Source organism: Longicatena caecimuris (genome assembly GCF_018406465.1).
In the GTDB taxonomy this organism is placed as follows: domain Bacteria; phylum Bacillota_I; class Bacilli_A; order Erysipelotrichales; family Erysipelotrichaceae; genus Longicatena; species Longicatena caecimuris.
Window position 1 is genome coordinate 1,358,341 of record NZ_AP024510.1, and the last position, 17,782, is coordinate 1,376,122.

Here is a 17,782-nt window from a genome sequence, read left to right on the forward strand (position 1 = left end):
TTAATCTTCTGTTATAATTAAAGAAAGGAGATGGTGTTTATGTTTCTCTTTCTTTATGTAAGTGTTATTATGTTCATCCTATATTATATTTATATGCCGCATATGAACAGTTTTACAACACTTGGTTGGAAAAGTGTCTCATCCCTTGGTTTTGTTATTTTAGGAGCTTATCTTTTTTCTTTAGCTCCAGCAGTTTCATATCGCCAATATCTTTTGCTTGGCTTACTATTAGGTGCTATCGGTGATGTATTTCTTGCGCTTCCTTATTGCTATCCAAAATTCGAAAAGCAATATTTTCTAGGTGGCTTAACAGCATTTTTATTTGGTCATCTCGCATATATTGCTGCTTTGTATCATACTACCTTGCCTATTACTATCCTTTTGGCCGTAATAGCAATTACGGTTGGCTGCATAATGATTGGGTGGTTGCAACAACGTGTTGATTTTCAAGGTATGACTGGTGCCGTTATGCTATATGCATCCATTATTATGTTTATGGAATTACAGGCATTGACATGGCTTTTTTCTGGCTCCTTTGGCTTGGTGTTAAATTTAGGTTCTCTTTGTTTTGTCCTTTCTGATTTGATTCTGGTTTTCATTATATTTGGTAATGCCGATCGTCCGGCCGTGGTAAAAGCTAATTTATCTTTTTATTATTTCGCGCAAATGGCTATTTTGACAACGATGATGTTGAGCAAATGAATAGCAAGGTGAAAAGTTGTTATGCTATAGTACTAATAGAAAAGGAGCAATCTATATGAAACATGTAAAGATGATGTATTTGAAAAGCTGTCCTTATTGTAAGCAAGCGTTTGCTATGGTGGATGAGCTAAAACAATTGCATAAAGAATATCAAGATATTGAAATAGAAACTATTGAAGAAAATGATGAACCTGAAAAAACAAAAGGATTGGATTATTGGTATGTTCCTACCTATTTTGTCGAAGGTGAAAAATTACTTGAAGGAATACCAACCAAAGCAAAGATTGAGGCGGTTTTAAAAGCTGCCTTAGCATAAAACTTAAGAAGGTCACGGAATGTGTCCTTTTTTGTTGCTGAGGCAATAACACTATGATATCATATAAAAAATGAGGTAGCTTATGGAAGATGATGTAACAACAAAACGTATCATACACGGTGTATTCGGTGGTATTATTGTGCTTTGTATAAGTGTGATAGCCTTACTTTTGATATATGGGAAGCAGGCAAACTATCAGATTTATTTGCAAGCCAAAGCAATCAGCCTGCATGGCAGTATTGGTGATACAATTCCATATCAGGATATCATCAATGTTGTGTATTATGATAAAACACCCACACAGGTGCATAAACAAGGTGCTGGTATGGAAACGCAAAAGCTTGTTTGTGCAGATGCGAAACTGGAGAATCGAAAAGTAAGAGCCTATGTATATAAAGAAACACAAGGCTATATTGTTATAAAAACTAAGAATAGGCAATATATTGTGAATGATGAAACGAATGCTTTAACTAAGCAGTTGTATCAGAATTTACAAACTCGTATCCCAAAATAGAAAGAAGGGAATATGATGGCATTTATGATTTGGATGTTCATCGCAGTTTGTTTTCTTTTGCTTGGCGTTTATTGCTTTCATGCGAAGAAGGCTGTGCGATTTTGGGCCAATGATGAGGAAGCAATCGTTGTAAAGAATATACGAGCGTATAATAAGGCGATGGGCAAGTTATGGACATGGGCAGGTATTTTCTTTGGTTTGTTGGGATTGCCTTTCGTATTGAAACAAAATTCGCCCTTAAGCATTGTATCAATACTTGGCTGTTTACCATGGGTGATCGTCGTTATGTTGTGGGGAATGCGAATTGAAGATAAATATCGCCAATAGGTACTAAGAGCGGCAAAAAAGGCATATCCTATGATGGACATGCCCTTTTTTAGATATTGATTTCAGAGCAGTAGGCAAAGAATTGACGTATTTCTTCTTCTGATGGAAAGCGAGCAACGATAACTTCATCGCCCATACCTTCTGCAAGAGCTTTTGGCAACCGCTTGATCATAAGGATATTATCGCCATATTTATGCTGAATTTCCTGTGTTGAATGGGCATATTCCAAATTATCTCTACGGCCGATGAACCCACTGGAATATTTACGATGTTGCACATGCTCAATCTTATCATGCACAATCATATCTGCCCATAATTGATAGACGTTACTGTCATTCGCATAATTGATCATATCTGGTAAAAAGCCCCCAGGAGGTCGCATATTTACTTCTAATCCTAAGATATCACCTTTTTTACCGACACCTTCTTTATCTTCATTTAAACGGAAGAATTCAAAATGAAAGAAACGGCTACGTGTATTAAAGGCTTTCACAGTTCGTAAGCCGGCATCTAAGATATCTTCAGGGATATTCATATAAGAATAGCAGCCTATGGTTTTTTGTTCATTCACAGAATCCATGATGCTGTCAGTATATTGATGACTGGTCATAAACAAGACCTTTTTATGACTATCGGTGATCCCATCAAATGAGAAACTTTCACCATTGATGTATTCCTCCATGATCATCTTAACCATTCGCGGATGTTTGAAATAAGTTTCTAGTTCTTCTTGATTGCGGATCTTGCGAGTATCACTGCTGCCTACTCCTATATCCGGCTTGATGACGATTGGATAGCCCACTTCTTGAATGAATTCTAAGGCGTTTTCCAAAGTCGATACGATGCAATAGCGTGCGGTAGGTAACTGGGCTTTTTGATAGAACGTTTTCATGCGCGATTTGCTTTGGAAATCATCCATATGTGAAAAAGTTAGGCCATTGGCGATATTAAAGTCCATACGCAGACGGGCATCTTGGCGTAACCAGTATTCATTGTTCGATTCGATCCAGTCGATTTTTCCATATTTAAACGTATAAAAGGCAACGGCACGCAACATTTCGTCATAGTTTTCCATCGAATTCACTTTATAATATTCATTAATGGAATTCTTTAGATTGGTGGATAAAGATTCATAAGGAGCATCTGCAATTGCCAGTACATTAACACCATTGTTTTTCAGTCCCTGACAGAACAGCCAATAACTTTCAGGGAAGTGGGGAGATATAAAGATAAAATTCATAATAACGCCTCCAATCAAGAATGGTTTCTTCTTTTTCATTTTACTTTATTTAGGGGGAAAAGTCAAAATGGCCATTGCCATGAAAAAAAGTAAATAATGCGTCATAATAATGAAATAAATTTACAATAAAATGTAAAAAGATTCAAAAAATGATTGACAAGATGTTTTCACAAGCGTAAAATAAAGCCATAAATCGTTGAACAGGAGAAGTAATGATAAGGGAACTGCAAAGCGAGCAGGGATGGTGGAAGCCTGTTAGGGAACTTATGATGAACACGCACCTGGAAGAGTCTGTGGGAAATGGTAGTATCACAGAACGCATATTTCGGCGTTACGAAAGAGGAATCATTGGGGATGTACCGATGATTACCGGAGTGGTACCGTGTGTAAGCGCCTCTGGAGCAATCCAGAGATTTTTTTGTATAGGAAGACTATAAGAGGTGAAAAGATTATGGAAAGAGTGAAACGACGATGCCGGCAGTATAGAGAATAAGGATAAAGAATAAGAAAGAAAAAGAAAGAGAAAAGTGAGGATAAGATTATGAAAAAAGAAGATATTAAGAAAGTCGTATTAGCATATTCCGGAGGTTTAGATACCTCTATCATTATTCCTTGGTTAAAGGAAAACTATAACAACTGTGAGGTTATCGCGGTATCTGCTGATGTAGGACAAGGTACAGAACTTGACGGTCTGGAAGAAAAAGCCATCAAAACAGGTGCCAGCAAGCTGTATATCTTGGATTTAAAGGATGAATTTGTTGAGGATTACATCTATCCATGTTTAAAAGCAAATGCTGTTTATGAAGATGTGTATTTGTTAGGGACAGCCTTTGCCAGACCGTTGATTGGTAAAAAACTGGTAGAAATTGCTCAGCAAGAAGGAGCCGATGCTATCTGTCATGGTTGTACGGGAAAAGGCAATGATCAGGTTCGTTTTGAATTGGCAATTAAAGCTTTTGCCCCAGAGATGCCAATCATTGCCCCATGGAGAACATGGGAGCTGAAATCAAGAGATGATGAAATCGATTATGCACAAGCCCATCAAATACCATTAAAAATAAACAGAGAAACCAATTATTCAAAAGATAAAAACCTCTGGCATTTATCACATGAAGGCTTAGATCTGGAAGATCCGCAGAATGAGCCAAAATATGATGAAATCTTAGAAATGGGAGTAACTCCTGAACAGGCACCGGATACCCCAACCTATATCACCCTAACTTTTGAATCAGGTATTCCAACGGCATTGAATGGTGAAAAACTAGGCGGTCAAGCAATGGTAACAAAGCTAAATGAAATTGGCGGTGCGAATGGTATCGGTTTGATCGATATGGTAGAAAATCGATTGGTGGGTATGAAATCACGTGGTGTATATGAAACCCCGGGTGGAACGATTTTGTATAAAGCACATCAATTATTAGAAAGCATTACATTAGATAAAGAAACAATGCATTATAAACAAGGGGTGGCGATTAAGTTTGGGGAAATCTTATACAATGGTCAATGGTTTACGCCATTACGCGAAGCATTGAGCGCATTCGTGGATAAAGTAAGTGAAAATGTCAGTGGAGAAGTGAAGCTGAAATTATATAAAGGCAACATCACACCGGCAAGTATTACCAGTCCATATACCTTATATTCCGAACAGATTGCCAGCTTTGGAGAAGATGATTCTTATGATCAAAATGATTCTGCCGGCTTCATCAATTTGTTTGGTTTGCCAATTAAGGTGGCAGCAATGCAAAAGAAAACTTGGAATAAAAAATAGATAGGAGAAAAAGCATATGAATGTATGGGATGCAAGATTTAAAAAGGCGGCAGATGCACGATTAAACGATTTCAATTCCAGTATCTCTGTGGATCATCGCATGTACGCCCAAGATATCAAAGGCAGTTGTGCACACGCTATGATGTTAGCACATGAAGGAATTATTTCTTTAGAAGATAGCTTAAGTATCATAACGGGATTGACGCAAATACAAAAGGATATTGAAAGTGGAGCGCTTGCCATTGATGAAACAGCAGAAGATATTCATATGTTTATGGAAAGTGAACTAACCAAACGTATTCAGGATGCAGGAAAACGTCTGCATACCGCACGTTCACGTAATGATCAGGTTGCTCTTGATACCCGTATGTATGCGTTGGATGAAACCGATAAGATCCTTACGGAAATCAAACAGTTTATCAACGTTCTCTTGGATAAAGCACAAGAAAATCTTGATACGATCATGCCTGGCTACACCCATTTGCAAAGAGCGCAGCCCATTACGTTTGCGCATCATCTGATGGCCTATGTTGAAATGCTGAAACGTGATTTACAGCGTTTGCAGGAAAGTAAGAAACGTACGGCAATCCTTCCTTTAGGCAGCGGCGCTTTGGCAACTACAACGTATCCCATCAATCGGGAAATGGTGAAAGAACAATTGGATTTCGACAGTGTTTCTTTGAACAGCTTGGATGGTGTCAGTGATCGTGATTTCTGCATTGAAATAACAAGTGCTTTGGCAATGCTCATGATGCATTTATCACGATTGAGTGAAGAAATCATCCTTTGGTGTTCTTGGGAATTCAAATTCATTGAATTAGATGATGCTTTTGCGACCGGTTCCAGCATCATGCCGCAAAAGAAAAATCCTGATGTCAGCGAACTGGTGAGAGGAAAATGTGGACGTGTCTGTGGCGATTTACAAACACTCTTAGTCATGATGAAAGGCTTGCCGCTTGCTTATAATAAGGACATGCAAGAGGATAAGGAAGCCTTGTTTGATGCAATTGATACCGCACATCTTTGTTTAACAACGATGATACCGATGTTGGAAAGTGCAAAAGTTTTAAAAGATAATATGCGAAAAGCAGCAGCAAAGGGATTTATCAATGCAACCGATTGTGCCGATTATCTAACCAAAAAAGGTATGCCATTTCGTGATGCCTATCGAATCATCGGTGCATTGGTGAGCTATGCCCAAGATCATGACAAGACTTTAGAAACCATATCTTTAAACGAGTATCAACAATTTTCCGAACTATTTGAAGAAGATATCTATGAGGCAATTGCTTTAGAAACCTGTGTGCAGATGCGTAAGGTGATAGGAGGTCCGGCTCCGGAAATCGTAGAGGCACATATCCAAAAGGTAAAAGAAGAGTTAGGAGCGATAGCATGAAAAAAATAAGGGCAGGAGTTATTGGAGCCAGCGGTTATGCCGGTGCTGAGCTGGTAAGATTGTTATGGATGCATCCAGAGGTTGAATTAGTAGGAATTAGTTCAAAGAGCTATCTGGGGCAAAAGATTGCAGATCTATATCCAAGCTTTTATCAGATCATCGACTTACCATTTGAAGAGGAAGATAGTGTCATTGCAAAAAGTGATGTTGTATTCGCTTCACTGCCACATGGGTTAAGTGAGCCATTGGCAAAGAAATGTGATACGCTAAAGAAAGTTTTTATTGATTTAGGTGCTGATTTCCGTCTGGATAATGAAGCTGACTATCAAGAATGGTATCATTTGCAGTATCAAGAACCACAGCTTCATAAAAAGGCGGTATATGGCTTACCGGAGCTTTTTAGAGAGGATATCAAAACAGCTTCCATTATCGGAAATCCAGGCTGCTATCCTACCAGCATCGCATTAGCGTTAGCACCGCTAATGAAATTGGATATCATCAATGAACAGCATTTGATTATTGACAGCAAGTCAGGTACGACAGGTTCAGGAAAGGGATTAAGTGACAGTACCCATTTTCCTCGTCTGAATGAATCCTTTGCACCATATAAGATTGGTGCTCATCGTCATACTCCGGAAATTGAACAAACGCTGGGCAAGCTTTGTGGGAAAGATGTTTCTATTAGCTTTACACCACATTTGTTGCCAATCAATCGTGGTATCGTATCAACAATCTATGCAGATGCTACAGATGAAATACATGTAGAAGAGCTATATGCGCAGTATGTAAAGTTTTATGCAAATGAGCCATTTGTACGCGTATTGCCATTAGGAAAAACAGCGGATTTAAAATATATGAAATATACGAATTATTGTGATGTGTCTTTGCATATGGATGAACGTAACCAGCGTATCATTCTCGTATCTGCAATCGACAATATGGTAAAAGGAGCTGGAGGACAAGCAATCCAAAACATGAACATCCGTTTTGGTTATCCAGAAACCATGGGATTAAGCATGGTACCGGCATCTTTTTAAACAAAGAAGGGAAGAAGGAAACGATATGGCAAAGTTATGTGAGAATGGGATTTGTACGCCGAAAGGATTTCAGGCTAGCGGTATCCATTGTGGCATCCGTAAGAATCGAACCAAAAAGGATCTGGCACTGATTTACAGTGAAGTGCCATGCAATGCAGCGGCAACTTATACATTAAATAAGGTAAAAGGAGCACCGATTGCTGTTACCAAACAACATTTACAAGATGGAAAGGCACAGGCCATCATTTGTAATTCCGGTAATGCCAATACCTGTAATGCCAATGGGGTAGAAATAGCGACACAGATGTGTGCTTTATGTGCAGATGCACTTCAGTTAGCTAGTGAGGATATCATTGTGGCAAGTACCGGTGTCATTGGAGAACCATTAAGCATAGATCCTTTTGCGACACATATGGAAGAGCTGGTGACAAAACTTTCGTATGAAGGAGGCAGTGATGCTTGTGAAGGCATCATGACGACGGATACATTTAAAAAAGAATTTGCTGTGAGTTTTCTGCTTGATGGCAAAGAATGTCATATCGGCGGCATGGCAAAGGGAAGTGGCATGATTCATCCCAATATGGCAACGATGTTAGCATTTTTGACAAGTGATGTGGCCATTTCTTCAGAAATGTTAGATGAAGTTGTGCATGAAGTCGTAAACGATACCTTTAATATGGTCAGCGTGGATGGAGATACTTCGACAAACGATATGCTGTGTATGCTGGCAAATGGGTTGGCTGAAAATGAAGTTATTCAGGAAAAAGGCGCTGCTTATGCTGTATTTAAAGATGCCCTTATGGATATTTGTACGGAAATTTCTCGTCATATTGCAAAGGATGGAGAAGGTGCAAGCAAATTGTTAACCTGTCAGGTTGTTCATGGAAATGATACGATGACAGCAAAAAAAGTTGCGAAATCCGTTATTACAAGTTCGTTATTCAAAGCTGCCATGTTTGGCAAAGATGCCAACTGGGGCAGAATCTTATGTGCGATTGGCTATTGCGATGCGCAATTTGATATTAACTGCATTGATGTCACCTTACAAAGTGCTTATGGCAGTATGCCGGTCTGTGTGAATGGTGCCGGCTGTGGTTTTGATGAAGAAAGGGCAGTAAAACTATTAAGTGAAGATGAAATCATTATTTTTATCGATATGAAACAAGGGGATGCAAAAGCAACTGCCTGGGGTTGTGATCTGACTTATGACTATGTCAAGATCAATGGCGATTATCGTACGTAAGAGGAGTGAATGCGATGGAAATCAAAGCAGTACAAAAGGCGACGATCTTATCACAAGCCTTGCCATATATTCAAAAATATAATGGAAAAATTGTCGTTATCAAATATGGCGGAAATGCGATGAAAAATGAAACGCTTAAACAAAATGTGATGAGTGATGTGGTGTTGCTGTCAGAAATCGGTATTAAGGTCGTTTTGGTACATGGTGGTGGACCTGAAATCAATTATATGCTGGATAAAACCGGGAAAGAAAGCCATTTTGTAAATGGTTTACGCTATACCGATGAGGAAACCATGGAAGTAGTACAGATGGTATTAGCAGGAAAAACCAACAAAGATCTAGTATCCTTAATCAATCAAAAAGGTGCGCGAGCAGTTGGTATTAGCGGGATGGATGCGCATATCATTGAAGCTGTACCTTATCAGGCAAAAGGTGCAGATTTAGGATATGTGGGAGCAATTTCTAAAGTGGATGGCTCTTTGATCTTGGATGTTTTAGATAAGGGCTATATTCCTGTTGTTGCCAGTGTTGGCTGTGATAAAGAGGGACATTCTTATAATATTAATGCAGATACAGCAGCAGCTAGCATTGCGGCTGCCTTACATGCAGAAAATATGATTCTTGTCAGTGATATTCCCGGGGTGTTAAAAGATCCAAATGATGAAGCATCGTTGATCTCTTGTATCTATTTGGATGATATTCCTTATTTACAGCAAAGTGGTGTCATCAGCGGAGGAATGATCCCGAAAGTGGAATGCTGTGCAAATGCGCTCCATGGATCGGTAGCAAAAGCAGTTATTATTGATGGCAGAGTACCTCATTCCATCTTGATTGAAATGTTTTCAAAAGATGGTGCTGGTACGATGTTTCAACGGAAGGAGGTTTGATGCAGATGGATATCAAAGAGCAGGATCAAATGTACATTGCGCATACGTATCATCGTTTTGATGCGGTACTGACAAAAGGCAGTCACTGCATTGCGATGGATGCAGATGGAAAATCCTATTTAGATATGACGGCTGGCATAGGTGTTAATGCGTTAGGCTATGCAGATAAAGAATGGGCGAAAGCTGTGAGTGAACAAGCAAATACATTGCCACACGTTTCCAATTTATATTATTCACAACCAGATGGTGATGTTGCCAAGATGTTATGTGAGCGAACCGGCTTTAAAAAAGTAATGTTTGCCAATTCCGGTGCAGAGGCTAATGAAGGTGCCATTAAGCTAGCCCGAAAATATTCTTATGATCATTATGGAAAAGAACGTTATGAAATCATTACCTTAGTAAACTCTTTTCATGGTCGTACGATCACTACGTTAGCGGCAACCGGACAAGAGGCCTTTCATCAATATTTTGATCCATTTACACCAGGTTTCCTTCATGTCCCAGCCAATGATGAAGCTGCTTTAAAACAAGCGCTGAGTAAGCATACTTGTGCGATCATGATTGAACTAATCCAAGGAGAAGGCGGTGTCTTGCCTTTAGCGAAAGCATATGTGCAGACAATTGCTAAGCTATGTAAACAACAGGATATTTTGTTGATCGTAGATGAAGTACAAACCGGTGTGGGACGCTGTGGTACTTTATATGCATATGAACAATATGACATACAGCCTGATATTGTCACAACGGCAAAAGGATTAAGCAATGGTCTTCCGATTGGTGGGGTTTTAATGAATGAAAAACTGCAAGATACCTTTCATCCGGGAGATCATGGTACAACTTTTGGGGGTAATCCCATTGCTTGTGCTGGGGCAAGAGTTGTCTTACAGCGTCTAGATGCTGACTTTTTACAAGAGGTTATGGATAAGGGCGAATATTTAAAACAGCAATTATTAAGTCTTCCCCATATCAAGGCAGTCAATGGTCTGGGGTTGATGCGCGGTGCGGTGTTAGATGAACATGTACAAGCTATTGATGTAGTAAAAGCCTGTTTACAAAAAGGCCTGCTCATATTAACCGCAAAAGATAAGCTGCGCATGTTGCCTCCTTTAGTGATTACCAAAGGAGAAATTGATCAAGCCATGACGATACTAAGAGAAGTTTTATCCACAATGGGATAAGAAAGAGAGGAAGCAGAATGAAACATCTATTAACTTTGGCAGATTTATCAAAAGATGAATTATATGAACTTTTGGATTTAGCTGATGCTTTGAAAAAAGAAGTAAAAAAGGGAATTTATACGAAATATTTACGCAATAAAGCCTTGGGTATGATCTTTACCAAGTCCAGTACCCGTACCCGTGTATCCTTTGAAGTGGGAATGCAACAATTAGGTGGAAAGGCCTTATATCTAAATGCGAATGATATGCAGTTAGGACGTGGAGAGCCTATCAAAGATACCGCCCGTGTCTTAAGCCGTTATGTAGATGGCATCATGATTCGTACGTATAAGCAAAGTGATCTCGAAGAACTTGCTGAATATGGCAATATCCCAATTATCAATGGTTTAACCGATTATGTACATCCTTGTCAGGTGTTAGCAGACTTACAAACAATACGTGAATATAAAGGTAGTTTAGAAGGTTTAAAATTATGTTATATCGGTGCTGGCAACAATATGGCAAACTCCTATATCAATGGGTGTATATTAGCAGGCATGCAGGTGGCTCTGGCTTGTCCTAAGGAATACTTGCCCGATACGCAGATTTGCGCAAAAGCAGCGACAACTGGACGCTTTACGCTGACACAAGACCCACTAGCAGCCGCAAAAGATGCGGATGTCGTTGTGACAGATGTTTGGGCGAGCATGGGAGAAGAAGGCGAGGCAGAAAAACGTCGTCAAATCTTTGAGGGCGTTTATCAAATTAATGATGCTGTCATGGCACAAGCGAAAAAAGATGCTATGGTATTGCATTGTCTGCCAGCGCATCGTGAAGAAGAAATTACAGCGAAGGTTTTTGAAGAACATGCAAATGAAATTTTCGATGAAGCAGAAAATCGTTTACATGCACAAAAAGCTGTGTTAGTAAAACTTTTGGGTGATTAATTCACCCTTTTCTAATAGAGGTTGATATGCTATATAGGTCATTACTGGACAAATGCACATAAAATCGGTACAATACGGGTAAATAAAGAAAGCTGGGATAAAATGAAAAAACGACTGCTCTTGCTGTTGGCATGTGCTCTTTTAACGGCTTGTACTAGTACAAAACCGGAAAAAGCAGGCGAACCTTCTGAAAATTATTGCAATGATGAAACAAATGCTGGCACTTGTGGCCTTGGTGGAATGGATATGAGTGATTATGATGGTTTTCAGGATCGCGATAATGTTTTTGTGAAAAGTGATATGGCAGAAGCAATTCAACTCTTTCAAAACAAAAAAGATGCTATTCTCTATTTTGGTTTTCCAGATTGTCCATGGTGCATCGAAGCCTTACCTATTATGGATGAGAGTGCCAAAGCACATAAGAAAACCATTTATTATATCCAAACCAGAGATAAAAATAAAAAATTGTTGTATAGTGAAGCACAGAAAAAAGCATTATTTCCTTACGTTGATGCATTTTTAAAAACGGATAAGAAAGGCGAGAAGAAATTGTATGTACCTTTTGTCGTAGTCGTAAAAAAGGGAAAGGCAATCAAGGCCAATATCGGGACTGTTGAAGGTCATGATGCACATGAACGCAAGATGAATGAGAAAGAGAAAAGGCAATTGCGGAAGATCTATGATGCAATGTTTGAATAAGAGGGAAGTAATATGAATCAAAGTGTTCGAAAATTAACTATTTCAGCCATGTTTTTAGCAGTTGGTATCATCTTACCTATGGCTTTTCATTCTTTTGGTCCTAATGCCGGTGCTACTTTTCTACCGATGCATTTACCTGTTTTACTTTGTGGCTTCTTGTGTGGACCTGCTTACGGTGCTTTCATTGGTGTATTGACTCCATTGCTGAGCTCTTTCTTGACGGGAATGCCTGTGTTAGTTCCAACCGGTATCGCTATGGTATTTGAATTGTCATGTTATGGCTGTTTAAGTGGTTTGTTATTAAAACACTGTCATCTGTATGTAGCTTTGATCTTAACGATGCTTGCCGGACGTATTGTTAACGGTATCGTGAACTTGATCTTGTTAAGCTTTATGGGAAAAGCTTATACACTGACAATCTTTTTGACAGTTTCCTTTATTACCGCCATTCCGGGCATCTTACTGCAATTGCTATTAGTTCCATTGCTTGTAAAAGCAATTACGCATTTTCAACAGCATGCTAAAGACGATGCATAACCATATAAAAAAGCATTTGGTCAATATGAACAAATGCTTTTTTCATAGGAATTTACTCATTACTCAGCAAATACGATAGTACCATTCTTTAAAGAAGCAATACGTGCTTGCGCATAGACATCATATCCTAAAGCTTGTACTTGCTTACGACCGGATTGAAATGCTTTTTCAATAACAATGCCAATGCCGCAAATGGTAGCTTGAGCTTCTTTTAATACGCGTATGGCGCCTAAGCATGCTTCTCCATTTGCCATAAAATCGTCAATAAAGAGCACGTTATCCTCGCTGCTGATGTATTTTTTGCTAATGACAATTTCATAATCTCGATCCTTTGTAAAGGAATGAATGTTTGTATGATAACAATCATCCGTCATGATCTTACTGGGATTCTTTTTCATATAAACAACAGGAACATGTAATAGATACCCTAAAAAGACACAAGGAGCAATACCACTCGTTTCAATGGTTACAATTTTTGTGATCTTTTGATCTTTAAAATGTTCTTTAAAATCTTCAGCTAGCTGCATCATCAAACGCGTATCGATTTGATGATTTAAAAAGGCATCTACTTTTAAAACATCGTCATTTGGTACTTCACCATACGTGCGTATATATTCTTCTAACAACTTCATAACTTTTTCGACTCTCTTTCTTTTCTTTTGTCTGTACTATTATAACGAAAATGGTAAGAGAAATCATCCCTAATTTTAATTTTTACCTTACACTTGTTTTCATATGCTTAAAAAAGATAAGTGTTATCTGCTTTAGATAAGCAAACGATAGTCGACAAAGGTTACTAAGAAAGTAACTAAGGAAGTAATTTAGTCTTGCATGATAGAAAGCAAGTTGATATGATAATGAGCAGTGAGGTGATGGGATGAAAAAACAATATGCAAATTTGATGCTTGTGTTTGTGACAATTATTTGGGGCGGAGGATTTTTAGCAACAAATGGTGCGCTTGCGGCGATTTCACCATTTTATGTTATGATGATTCGCTTTGTTGGCGCTGCCATTTTTCCGGTATGTTTTTGTTGGAAAAAATTAAGACAATTGAGTAAAGATGAAATACGACATGGTATTATTACAGGTGTTTTCTTATTTTTAGCCTTTGCTTTTCAGACATTTGGGCTTAAATATTCATCACCTAGCAAAAATGCTTTTTTGACAGCCACAAATGTTGTGTTTGTACCATATTTGCTATGGTTGTTATTTCATAGAAGGCCACATAAAAAAGAAATCATCGCTAGCCTATTATGTGTGGGTGGTATTGCATTGTTGACGTTACGTGTTGATGCGTTCATGATTGGTTTTGGAGATCTATTATCCATCATCTGTGCATTATTTTTTGCGTTACATATCATTGCGTTAGAGCGTTATAGTGCACATACGGATGCTTTCTGTATGACAGCCATGCAGATGGTAACAGCCGGTGTGTTGTCTACAATCTGTGCTTTAGCCTTTGAAAAAGCTCCAGCAACTCTTGGACTTGAGGCTTTAGGGAATGTAGGTTATCTTATTTTTATATCCACGTTATTGGCATATTTATTACAAACGTATGCTCAAAAGTATACAACAGCCAATACAGCAAGCTTGATCTTATCTATGGAAGCTTTGTTTGCATCCATCTTTTCCTTTCTCATTTTGCATGAAATGATGACGCTGCCAATGTTGGTGGGTGCCTGCATGATTTTTGGCAGTGTGCTTTATATGGAATATAAACCAACAAAAAAGGAATAACATCAGAGATACTATCGTATATAAAAAAGGAAGGTATAAACTATTGATCGTCTTCCATAACGCACGGTTGTATACGGATAAAACGAAAAGCATGAAGATTAAAATATTAAAGTTAAATACTAGATACTAAATGCTTTTGTTTCTAGATGGTAAACAAAAACATTTTTAGATAAAAAGGATGAAAAAATTAAAAATCGTCTTTTGCTCTTTGTTTTCTTATGCTATAATGTGCTTGTTAAAAAAAGCACAAGCAAATTTGCTTGCATAAAGAGGAAGTATGGGAGGATATTATGTCATTATTTGATCATGAAGCTAGACAATTCAAATTCGATGTTTTACGTGAAGTAAGTAAACGCAGTTTTGAAGGAAAATTGAATGAGGATACATGTGATGAAGTTGCGAATCTTTTGATTCCAGGAAAACGGGCAGATTTTCGTTGCTGTATCTATAAAGAAAAGGAGATTATTCGTCAGCGTACGCGCATGGCGATGGGAAAACCTCCGGTACCTGTTGAACATGAAAATAAACGTCAGATCGTACGTGTCATTGATGCAGCATGTGATGGCTGTAGCATCCATAAAATCCAGGTGACAGATAATTGCCGCAAATGTATGGCTAAAGCATGTTTGTCTGCTTGTAAATTTGATGCAATTCATATGGGGAATGATCATGCTTTTATTGATTATGATAAATGTAAAGAATGTGGTGCTTGTAAAAATGCATGTCCATTCAATGCTATCGTAGAAACACAGCGTCCATGTATGAAGAGCTGTCCTGTAGATGCCATCAGTATGGGAGAAAGTGGATTGGCTGAAATTGATGAAGAAAAATGTATTAATTGTGGTGCATGCCAGGCAAAATGTCCATTTGGAGCAATCGAAGATATGTCTTGGATGGTCGATGTTATCGAAGAATTGAAAAAAGGTACAGAGATGTATGCTATTTTTGCTCCAGCAATGCAAGGGCAGTTTGATAATGCTACATTGCCGCAAGTGATGGAAGGAATACGTCAATTAGGATTCCGTGATGTATATGAAGCTGCAATTGGAGCGGATGCAGTTGCATGGTATGAAAAAGAAGATGCGAAGAAACATAAGGCTGAAGGAAAGAAGATTACTACATCTTGTTGTCCAGCATTTGTGAATATGGCAAAACAGCATTTCTCAACTGTCTATGAAAATAACGTATCCCATATGGTTAGCCCTATGGTGGCAACTTCTCGTTATTTGAAAAAACAGTATCCAGGAGCGAAAACGGTCTTTATTGGACCTTGTGTGGCAAAAAAACAAGAAGTGCAGGATAATGATGTAGATTACTGTTTGACATTTGAAGAACTAGGTGCAATGTTTGTATCAAAACACATTTCACCAGAAAATGTAACAGCAAGAGAAGGCGATACAGCTTCTGTTCACGGACGTAATTTCTCTATCGGCGGCGGTGTTTCAAAGGCGGTTGTCGAAGCATTGAAAGAAAATGACGATGAAACCATTACGGCTCAATATGCGGATGGAAGCGCAGAATGTAAAAAGGCTTTATTGATGATGAAGGTGAACCGTTTCCAGGCGGATGTATTGGAAGGTATGGCATGTCAAGGCGGTTGTATTTGTGGACCTGCAACAATTGAAAATGGTATGAAAGTCAAGGCTAAGATGGCTAAAGAAAATTTACCATTAAAAGATAAAACAATTGCCTCTACTTTGGAAGCATTTGATTTTTCAGATATTGACTTGCATCACTAAGAAAGCAACGTTAAAATGATAAGCATCTGTCGACATGTTTTGACAGATGCTTTGTTTTTCAATGTGATACAATCATTCTGGTGATGATGATGGAATTTTATGCAGTTAAACAAAATTTTTATGTGATGTTAAAGAAACATCCTAACGTATGTCAGGATATCACAGTATTGTCTAATGAACAATGTGATGCAATTTTACATAAGATAGATGCTGAGATGCTATATACAAGTGCAATTTCTTATTTTGATCAGATGGTACAATGGAATCATGAATTCATGCGATTAAAAGATGAGTTGCAAGATTGTTGTTATGAGATACAACTTCATACATATTCTATATCACTGGATAATGCAGATAATCCCTTTTTAAATTTATTAGTTCGTAAGTATCCATATCACGTATTACTTCCTCAAGAAGTTTAAAGATGGATTTCTTAGCGAAAACTATTGTAAAATCATTATAAAAATAGTAAAATAACCTTAATGTAAGGAGGATTACATATGGATTTCGTTAGTTCGATTTTATTTACACTGGCAGGATTGCTTATCGGTGCTTTTTTAGGATTCTATTTTACAAAGAAGAAGTTTGAGAAAGAACTGAAGGAGAATCCCCCAATCAATGAAAAGATGATTCGTGCAATGTTCTTACAGATGGGCAGAAAACCATCAGAAGCACAGATCAAACAGATAATGAAATCAGTAAATGCGAACAGATAAACACGGGCAACCGTGTTTTCTTTTGGACTAACGAATTTGTAAGATTGCCAGTTTATGGACAAAGCTATGCTATAATCATGTATGTAAAGTGGTGATAAGATGAAAAGAATAATAAAAAAACTAATCAGTATCTTCCTACTGCTGCTCTTAATCATTAGTATCTTGTTTATCGGTATCGGTTATGTAAATTATGTGAAGGCAATTGATGATGTGAGTATTGCAGATAAGGTGGCTGAAATAAGAAAACGTCCACATTATGTGACGTTTGATAAGATAAACGAAAATTTATTTACAGCTACTGTGGCAATTGAAGATAGACGGTTCTATGAACATCATGGCGTGGAATATCGCTCCATGTTACGGGCGGCGGTTACAAATGTGTTTGCTCATGGTATTGTCGGAGGTGGAAGCACGATAACGCAACAACTTGCTAAAAATCTTTATTTTGACTATCAGCCAAGTTATTTACGTAAGGTAAGTGAGATTTTCGTTGCATATGATCTTGAAAAAAAACTAAGAAAAAAAGAAATATTAGAACTTTATGTCAACGTAATTAATTATGGTGATAATCATATTGGAATCTATGAGGCTGCACATGGCTACTTTCATAAAGAACCAAGCGAGTTGACCATCGATGAGGCAACGTTATTAGCTGGGTTACCACAATCACCGAGTAATTATCAATTAAGCAATCATTATAAGGAAGCAAGGCTGCGGCAAAAACAGGTATTGGAAGCTATGGTAGATACAGATGTTTTGACTTCACATGAGATGCAGCAACTTTTGCAATAAAGTGAGAAGAGGATATAAAATAGAGGA

Annotated in this window: 20 protein-coding genes; 18 read left to right on the plus strand and 2 right to left on the minus strand. The window is 38.1% G+C overall.

The window, feature by feature from the left end; translation table 11 throughout:
* Window positions 1-39: 39 nt before the first annotated feature.
* The 4 genes from KJS44_RS06305 (at window position 40) to KJS44_RS06320 (ending at window position 1,859) form a co-directional block, all read left to right on the plus strand.
* Complete coding sequence (locus tag KJS44_RS06305; protein ID WP_008688777.1) at window positions 40-702, plus strand: lysoplasmalogenase family protein; 663 nt, start codon at window positions 40-42, stop codon at window positions 700-702.
* A gap of 55 nt (window positions 703-757) precedes the next feature.
* Window positions 758-1,018 carry a thioredoxin family protein gene (locus KJS44_RS06310; protein WP_008688776.1) on the plus strand — a complete coding sequence of 87 codons (261 nt, stop codon included), beginning with the start codon at window positions 758-760 and terminating at the stop codon, window positions 1,016-1,018.
* 82 nt (window positions 1,019-1,100) lie between these two features.
* The gene (locus tag KJS44_RS06315; protein WP_008688774.1) at window positions 1,101-1,532 is read left to right on the plus strand and encodes a hypothetical protein; all 432 of its coding nucleotides are present in this window, start codon (window positions 1,101-1,103) and stop codon (window positions 1,530-1,532) included.
* A gap of 15 nt (window positions 1,533-1,547) precedes the next feature.
* Window positions 1,548-1,859, plus strand: coding sequence for a hypothetical protein (locus KJS44_RS06320; RefSeq protein ID WP_008688772.1), 312 nt, complete (start codon window positions 1,548-1,550; stop codon window positions 1,857-1,859).
* A 49-nt stretch (window positions 1,860-1,908) separates the two neighbouring features.
* Here the strand turns inward: KJS44_RS06320 and KJS44_RS06325 are convergent, their stop codons facing one another.
* Entirely contained in the window at window positions 1,909-3,099 is a 1,191-nt protein-coding gene (locus KJS44_RS06325) for an ATP-grasp domain-containing protein (RefSeq protein WP_008688770.1), read from the minus strand.
* 541 nt (window positions 3,100-3,640) lie between these two features.
* On the opposite strand from KJS44_RS06325, the gene KJS44_RS06330 reads away from it, so the two are divergent.
* The 9 genes from KJS44_RS06330 to KJS44_RS06370 all read left to right on the plus strand — a co-directional run bounded on the left by KJS44_RS06330 (window position 3,641) and on the right by KJS44_RS06370 (window position 12,770).
* Window positions 3,641-4,867: an argininosuccinate synthase gene (locus KJS44_RS06330; protein ID WP_008688767.1), complete on the plus strand. Its 1,227-nt coding sequence runs from the start codon at window positions 3,641-3,643 to the stop codon at window positions 4,865-4,867.
* Window positions 4,868-4,883: 16 nt separating this feature from the next.
* Window positions 4,884-6,263 (plus strand): argininosuccinate lyase, encoded by a 1,380-nt coding sequence (argH, locus tag KJS44_RS06335; protein WP_008688766.1) that lies wholly within the window; start codon window positions 4,884-4,886, stop codon window positions 6,261-6,263.
* Window positions 6,260-7,300 carry an N-acetyl-gamma-glutamyl-phosphate reductase gene (gene argC / locus KJS44_RS06340; protein WP_008688765.1) on the plus strand — a complete coding sequence of 347 codons (1,041 nt, stop codon included), beginning with the start codon at window positions 6,260-6,262 and terminating at the stop codon, window positions 7,298-7,300. Before argH ends, argC begins: the two co-directional genes overlap by 4 nt.
* 25 nt (window positions 7,301-7,325) lie before the next feature.
* Window positions 7,326-8,543, plus strand: a complete 1,218-nt coding sequence (gene argJ / locus KJS44_RS06345) for a bifunctional glutamate N-acetyltransferase/amino-acid acetyltransferase ArgJ (RefSeq protein ID WP_008688764.1) — start codon at window positions 7,326-7,328, stop codon at window positions 8,541-8,543.
* Between the two features lie 14 nt (window positions 8,544-8,557).
* Window positions 8,558-9,430 (plus strand): acetylglutamate kinase, encoded by an 873-nt coding sequence (gene argB, locus KJS44_RS06350; protein WP_008688763.1) that lies wholly within the window; start codon window positions 8,558-8,560, stop codon window positions 9,428-9,430.
* Between the two features lie 5 nt (window positions 9,431-9,435).
* Window positions 9,436-10,608: an aspartate aminotransferase family protein gene (locus tag KJS44_RS06355; RefSeq protein WP_008688762.1), complete on the plus strand. Its 1,173-nt coding sequence runs from the start codon at window positions 9,436-9,438 to the stop codon at window positions 10,606-10,608.
* 17 nt (window positions 10,609-10,625) lie between these two features.
* Window positions 10,626-11,534: an ornithine carbamoyltransferase gene (gene argF / locus KJS44_RS06360; RefSeq protein WP_008688761.1), complete on the plus strand. Its 909-nt coding sequence runs from the start codon at window positions 10,626-10,628 to the stop codon at window positions 11,532-11,534.
* Between the two features lie 102 nt (window positions 11,535-11,636).
* The gene (locus KJS44_RS06365) at window positions 11,637-12,233 is read left to right on the plus strand and encodes a thioredoxin domain-containing protein (protein ID WP_008688759.1); all 597 of its coding nucleotides are present in this window, start codon (window positions 11,637-11,639) and stop codon (window positions 12,231-12,233) included.
* Between the two features lie 12 nt (window positions 12,234-12,245).
* Window positions 12,246-12,770 carry an ECF transporter S component gene (locus KJS44_RS06370; protein ID WP_008688757.1) on the plus strand — a complete coding sequence of 175 codons (525 nt, stop codon included), beginning with the start codon at window positions 12,246-12,248 and terminating at the stop codon, window positions 12,768-12,770.
* Between the two features lie 59 nt (window positions 12,771-12,829).
* Here KJS44_RS06370 and KJS44_RS06375 read toward each other — a convergent pair whose 3' ends face one another.
* A complete protein-coding gene (locus KJS44_RS06375; RefSeq protein WP_008688756.1) occupies window positions 12,830-13,402 on the minus strand; it encodes a xanthine phosphoribosyltransferase in 573 nt (190 codons plus the stop codon).
* 245 nt (window positions 13,403-13,647) lie between these two features.
* On the opposite strand from KJS44_RS06375, the gene KJS44_RS06380 reads away from it, so the two are divergent.
* The 5 genes from KJS44_RS06380 (at window position 13,648) to KJS44_RS06400 (ending at window position 17,755) form a co-directional block, all read left to right on the plus strand.
* A complete protein-coding gene (locus tag KJS44_RS06380; RefSeq protein WP_008688755.1) occupies window positions 13,648-14,508 on the plus strand; it encodes a DMT family transporter in 861 nt (286 codons plus the stop codon).
* 290 nt (window positions 14,509-14,798) lie between these two features.
* Window positions 14,799-16,247 (plus strand): 4Fe-4S dicluster domain-containing protein, encoded by a 1,449-nt coding sequence (locus KJS44_RS06385; protein ID WP_008688754.1) that lies wholly within the window; start codon window positions 14,799-14,801, stop codon window positions 16,245-16,247.
* A gap of 89 nt (window positions 16,248-16,336) precedes the next feature.
* The gene (locus tag KJS44_RS06390; protein WP_017144640.1) at window positions 16,337-16,669 is read left to right on the plus strand and encodes a hypothetical protein; all 333 of its coding nucleotides are present in this window, start codon (window positions 16,337-16,339) and stop codon (window positions 16,667-16,669) included.
* Window positions 16,670-16,747: 78 nt separating this feature from the next.
* Window positions 16,748-16,963 carry a YneF family protein gene (locus KJS44_RS06395; protein ID WP_008688752.1) on the plus strand — a complete coding sequence of 72 codons (216 nt, stop codon included), beginning with the start codon at window positions 16,748-16,750 and terminating at the stop codon, window positions 16,961-16,963.
* A 99-nt stretch (window positions 16,964-17,062) separates the two neighbouring features.
* On the plus strand, window positions 17,063-17,755 hold the full coding sequence (locus KJS44_RS06400) for a biosynthetic peptidoglycan transglycosylase (RefSeq protein ID WP_008688749.1): 693 nt from the start codon (window positions 17,063-17,065) through the stop codon (window positions 17,753-17,755).
* Window positions 17,756-17,782: the final 27 nt, after the last annotated feature.

Coding starts and splice junctions, on each gene's coding strand:
- KJS44_RS06305 (WP_008688777.1), top strand. CDS start 40: ATGTTTCTCTTTCTTTATGTAAGTGTTATTATGTTCATCCTATATTAT.
- KJS44_RS06310 (WP_008688776.1), top strand. CDS start 758: ATGAAACATGTAAAGATGATGTATTTGAAAAGCTGTCCTTATTGTAAG.
- KJS44_RS06315 (WP_008688774.1), top strand. CDS start 1,101: ATGGAAGATGATGTAACAACAAAACGTATCATACACGGTGTATTCGGT.
- KJS44_RS06320 (WP_008688772.1), top strand. CDS start 1,548: ATGGCATTTATGATTTGGATGTTCATCGCAGTTTGTTTTCTTTTGCTT.
- KJS44_RS06325 (WP_008688770.1), bottom strand. CDS start 3,099: ATGAATTTTATCTTTATATCTCCCCACTTCCCTGAAAGTTATTGGCTG.
- KJS44_RS06330 (WP_008688767.1), top strand. CDS start 3,641: ATGAAAAAAGAAGATATTAAGAAAGTCGTATTAGCATATTCCGGAGGT.
- argH (WP_008688766.1), top strand. CDS start 4,884: ATGAATGTATGGGATGCAAGATTTAAAAAGGCGGCAGATGCACGATTA.
- argC (WP_008688765.1), top strand. CDS start 6,260: ATGAAAAAAATAAGGGCAGGAGTTATTGGAGCCAGCGGTTATGCCGGT.
- argJ (WP_008688764.1), top strand. CDS start 7,326: ATGGCAAAGTTATGTGAGAATGGGATTTGTACGCCGAAAGGATTTCAG.
- argB (WP_008688763.1), top strand. CDS start 8,558: ATGGAAATCAAAGCAGTACAAAAGGCGACGATCTTATCACAAGCCTTG.
- KJS44_RS06355 (WP_008688762.1), top strand. CDS start 9,436: ATGGATATCAAAGAGCAGGATCAAATGTACATTGCGCATACGTATCAT.
- argF (WP_008688761.1), top strand. CDS start 10,626: ATGAAACATCTATTAACTTTGGCAGATTTATCAAAAGATGAATTATAT.
- KJS44_RS06365 (WP_008688759.1), top strand. CDS start 11,637: ATGAAAAAACGACTGCTCTTGCTGTTGGCATGTGCTCTTTTAACGGCT.
- KJS44_RS06370 (WP_008688757.1), top strand. CDS start 12,246: ATGAATCAAAGTGTTCGAAAATTAACTATTTCAGCCATGTTTTTAGCA.
- KJS44_RS06375 (WP_008688756.1), bottom strand. CDS start 13,402: ATGAAGTTGTTAGAAGAATATATACGCACGTATGGTGAAGTACCAAAT.
- KJS44_RS06380 (WP_008688755.1), top strand. CDS start 13,648: ATGAAAAAACAATATGCAAATTTGATGCTTGTGTTTGTGACAATTATT.
- KJS44_RS06385 (WP_008688754.1), top strand. CDS start 14,799: ATGTCATTATTTGATCATGAAGCTAGACAATTCAAATTCGATGTTTTA.
- KJS44_RS06390 (WP_017144640.1), top strand. CDS start 16,337: ATGGAATTTTATGCAGTTAAACAAAATTTTTATGTGATGTTAAAGAAA.
- KJS44_RS06395 (WP_008688752.1), top strand. CDS start 16,748: ATGGATTTCGTTAGTTCGATTTTATTTACACTGGCAGGATTGCTTATC.
- KJS44_RS06400 (WP_008688749.1), top strand. CDS start 17,063: ATGAAAAGAATAATAAAAAAACTAATCAGTATCTTCCTACTGCTGCTC.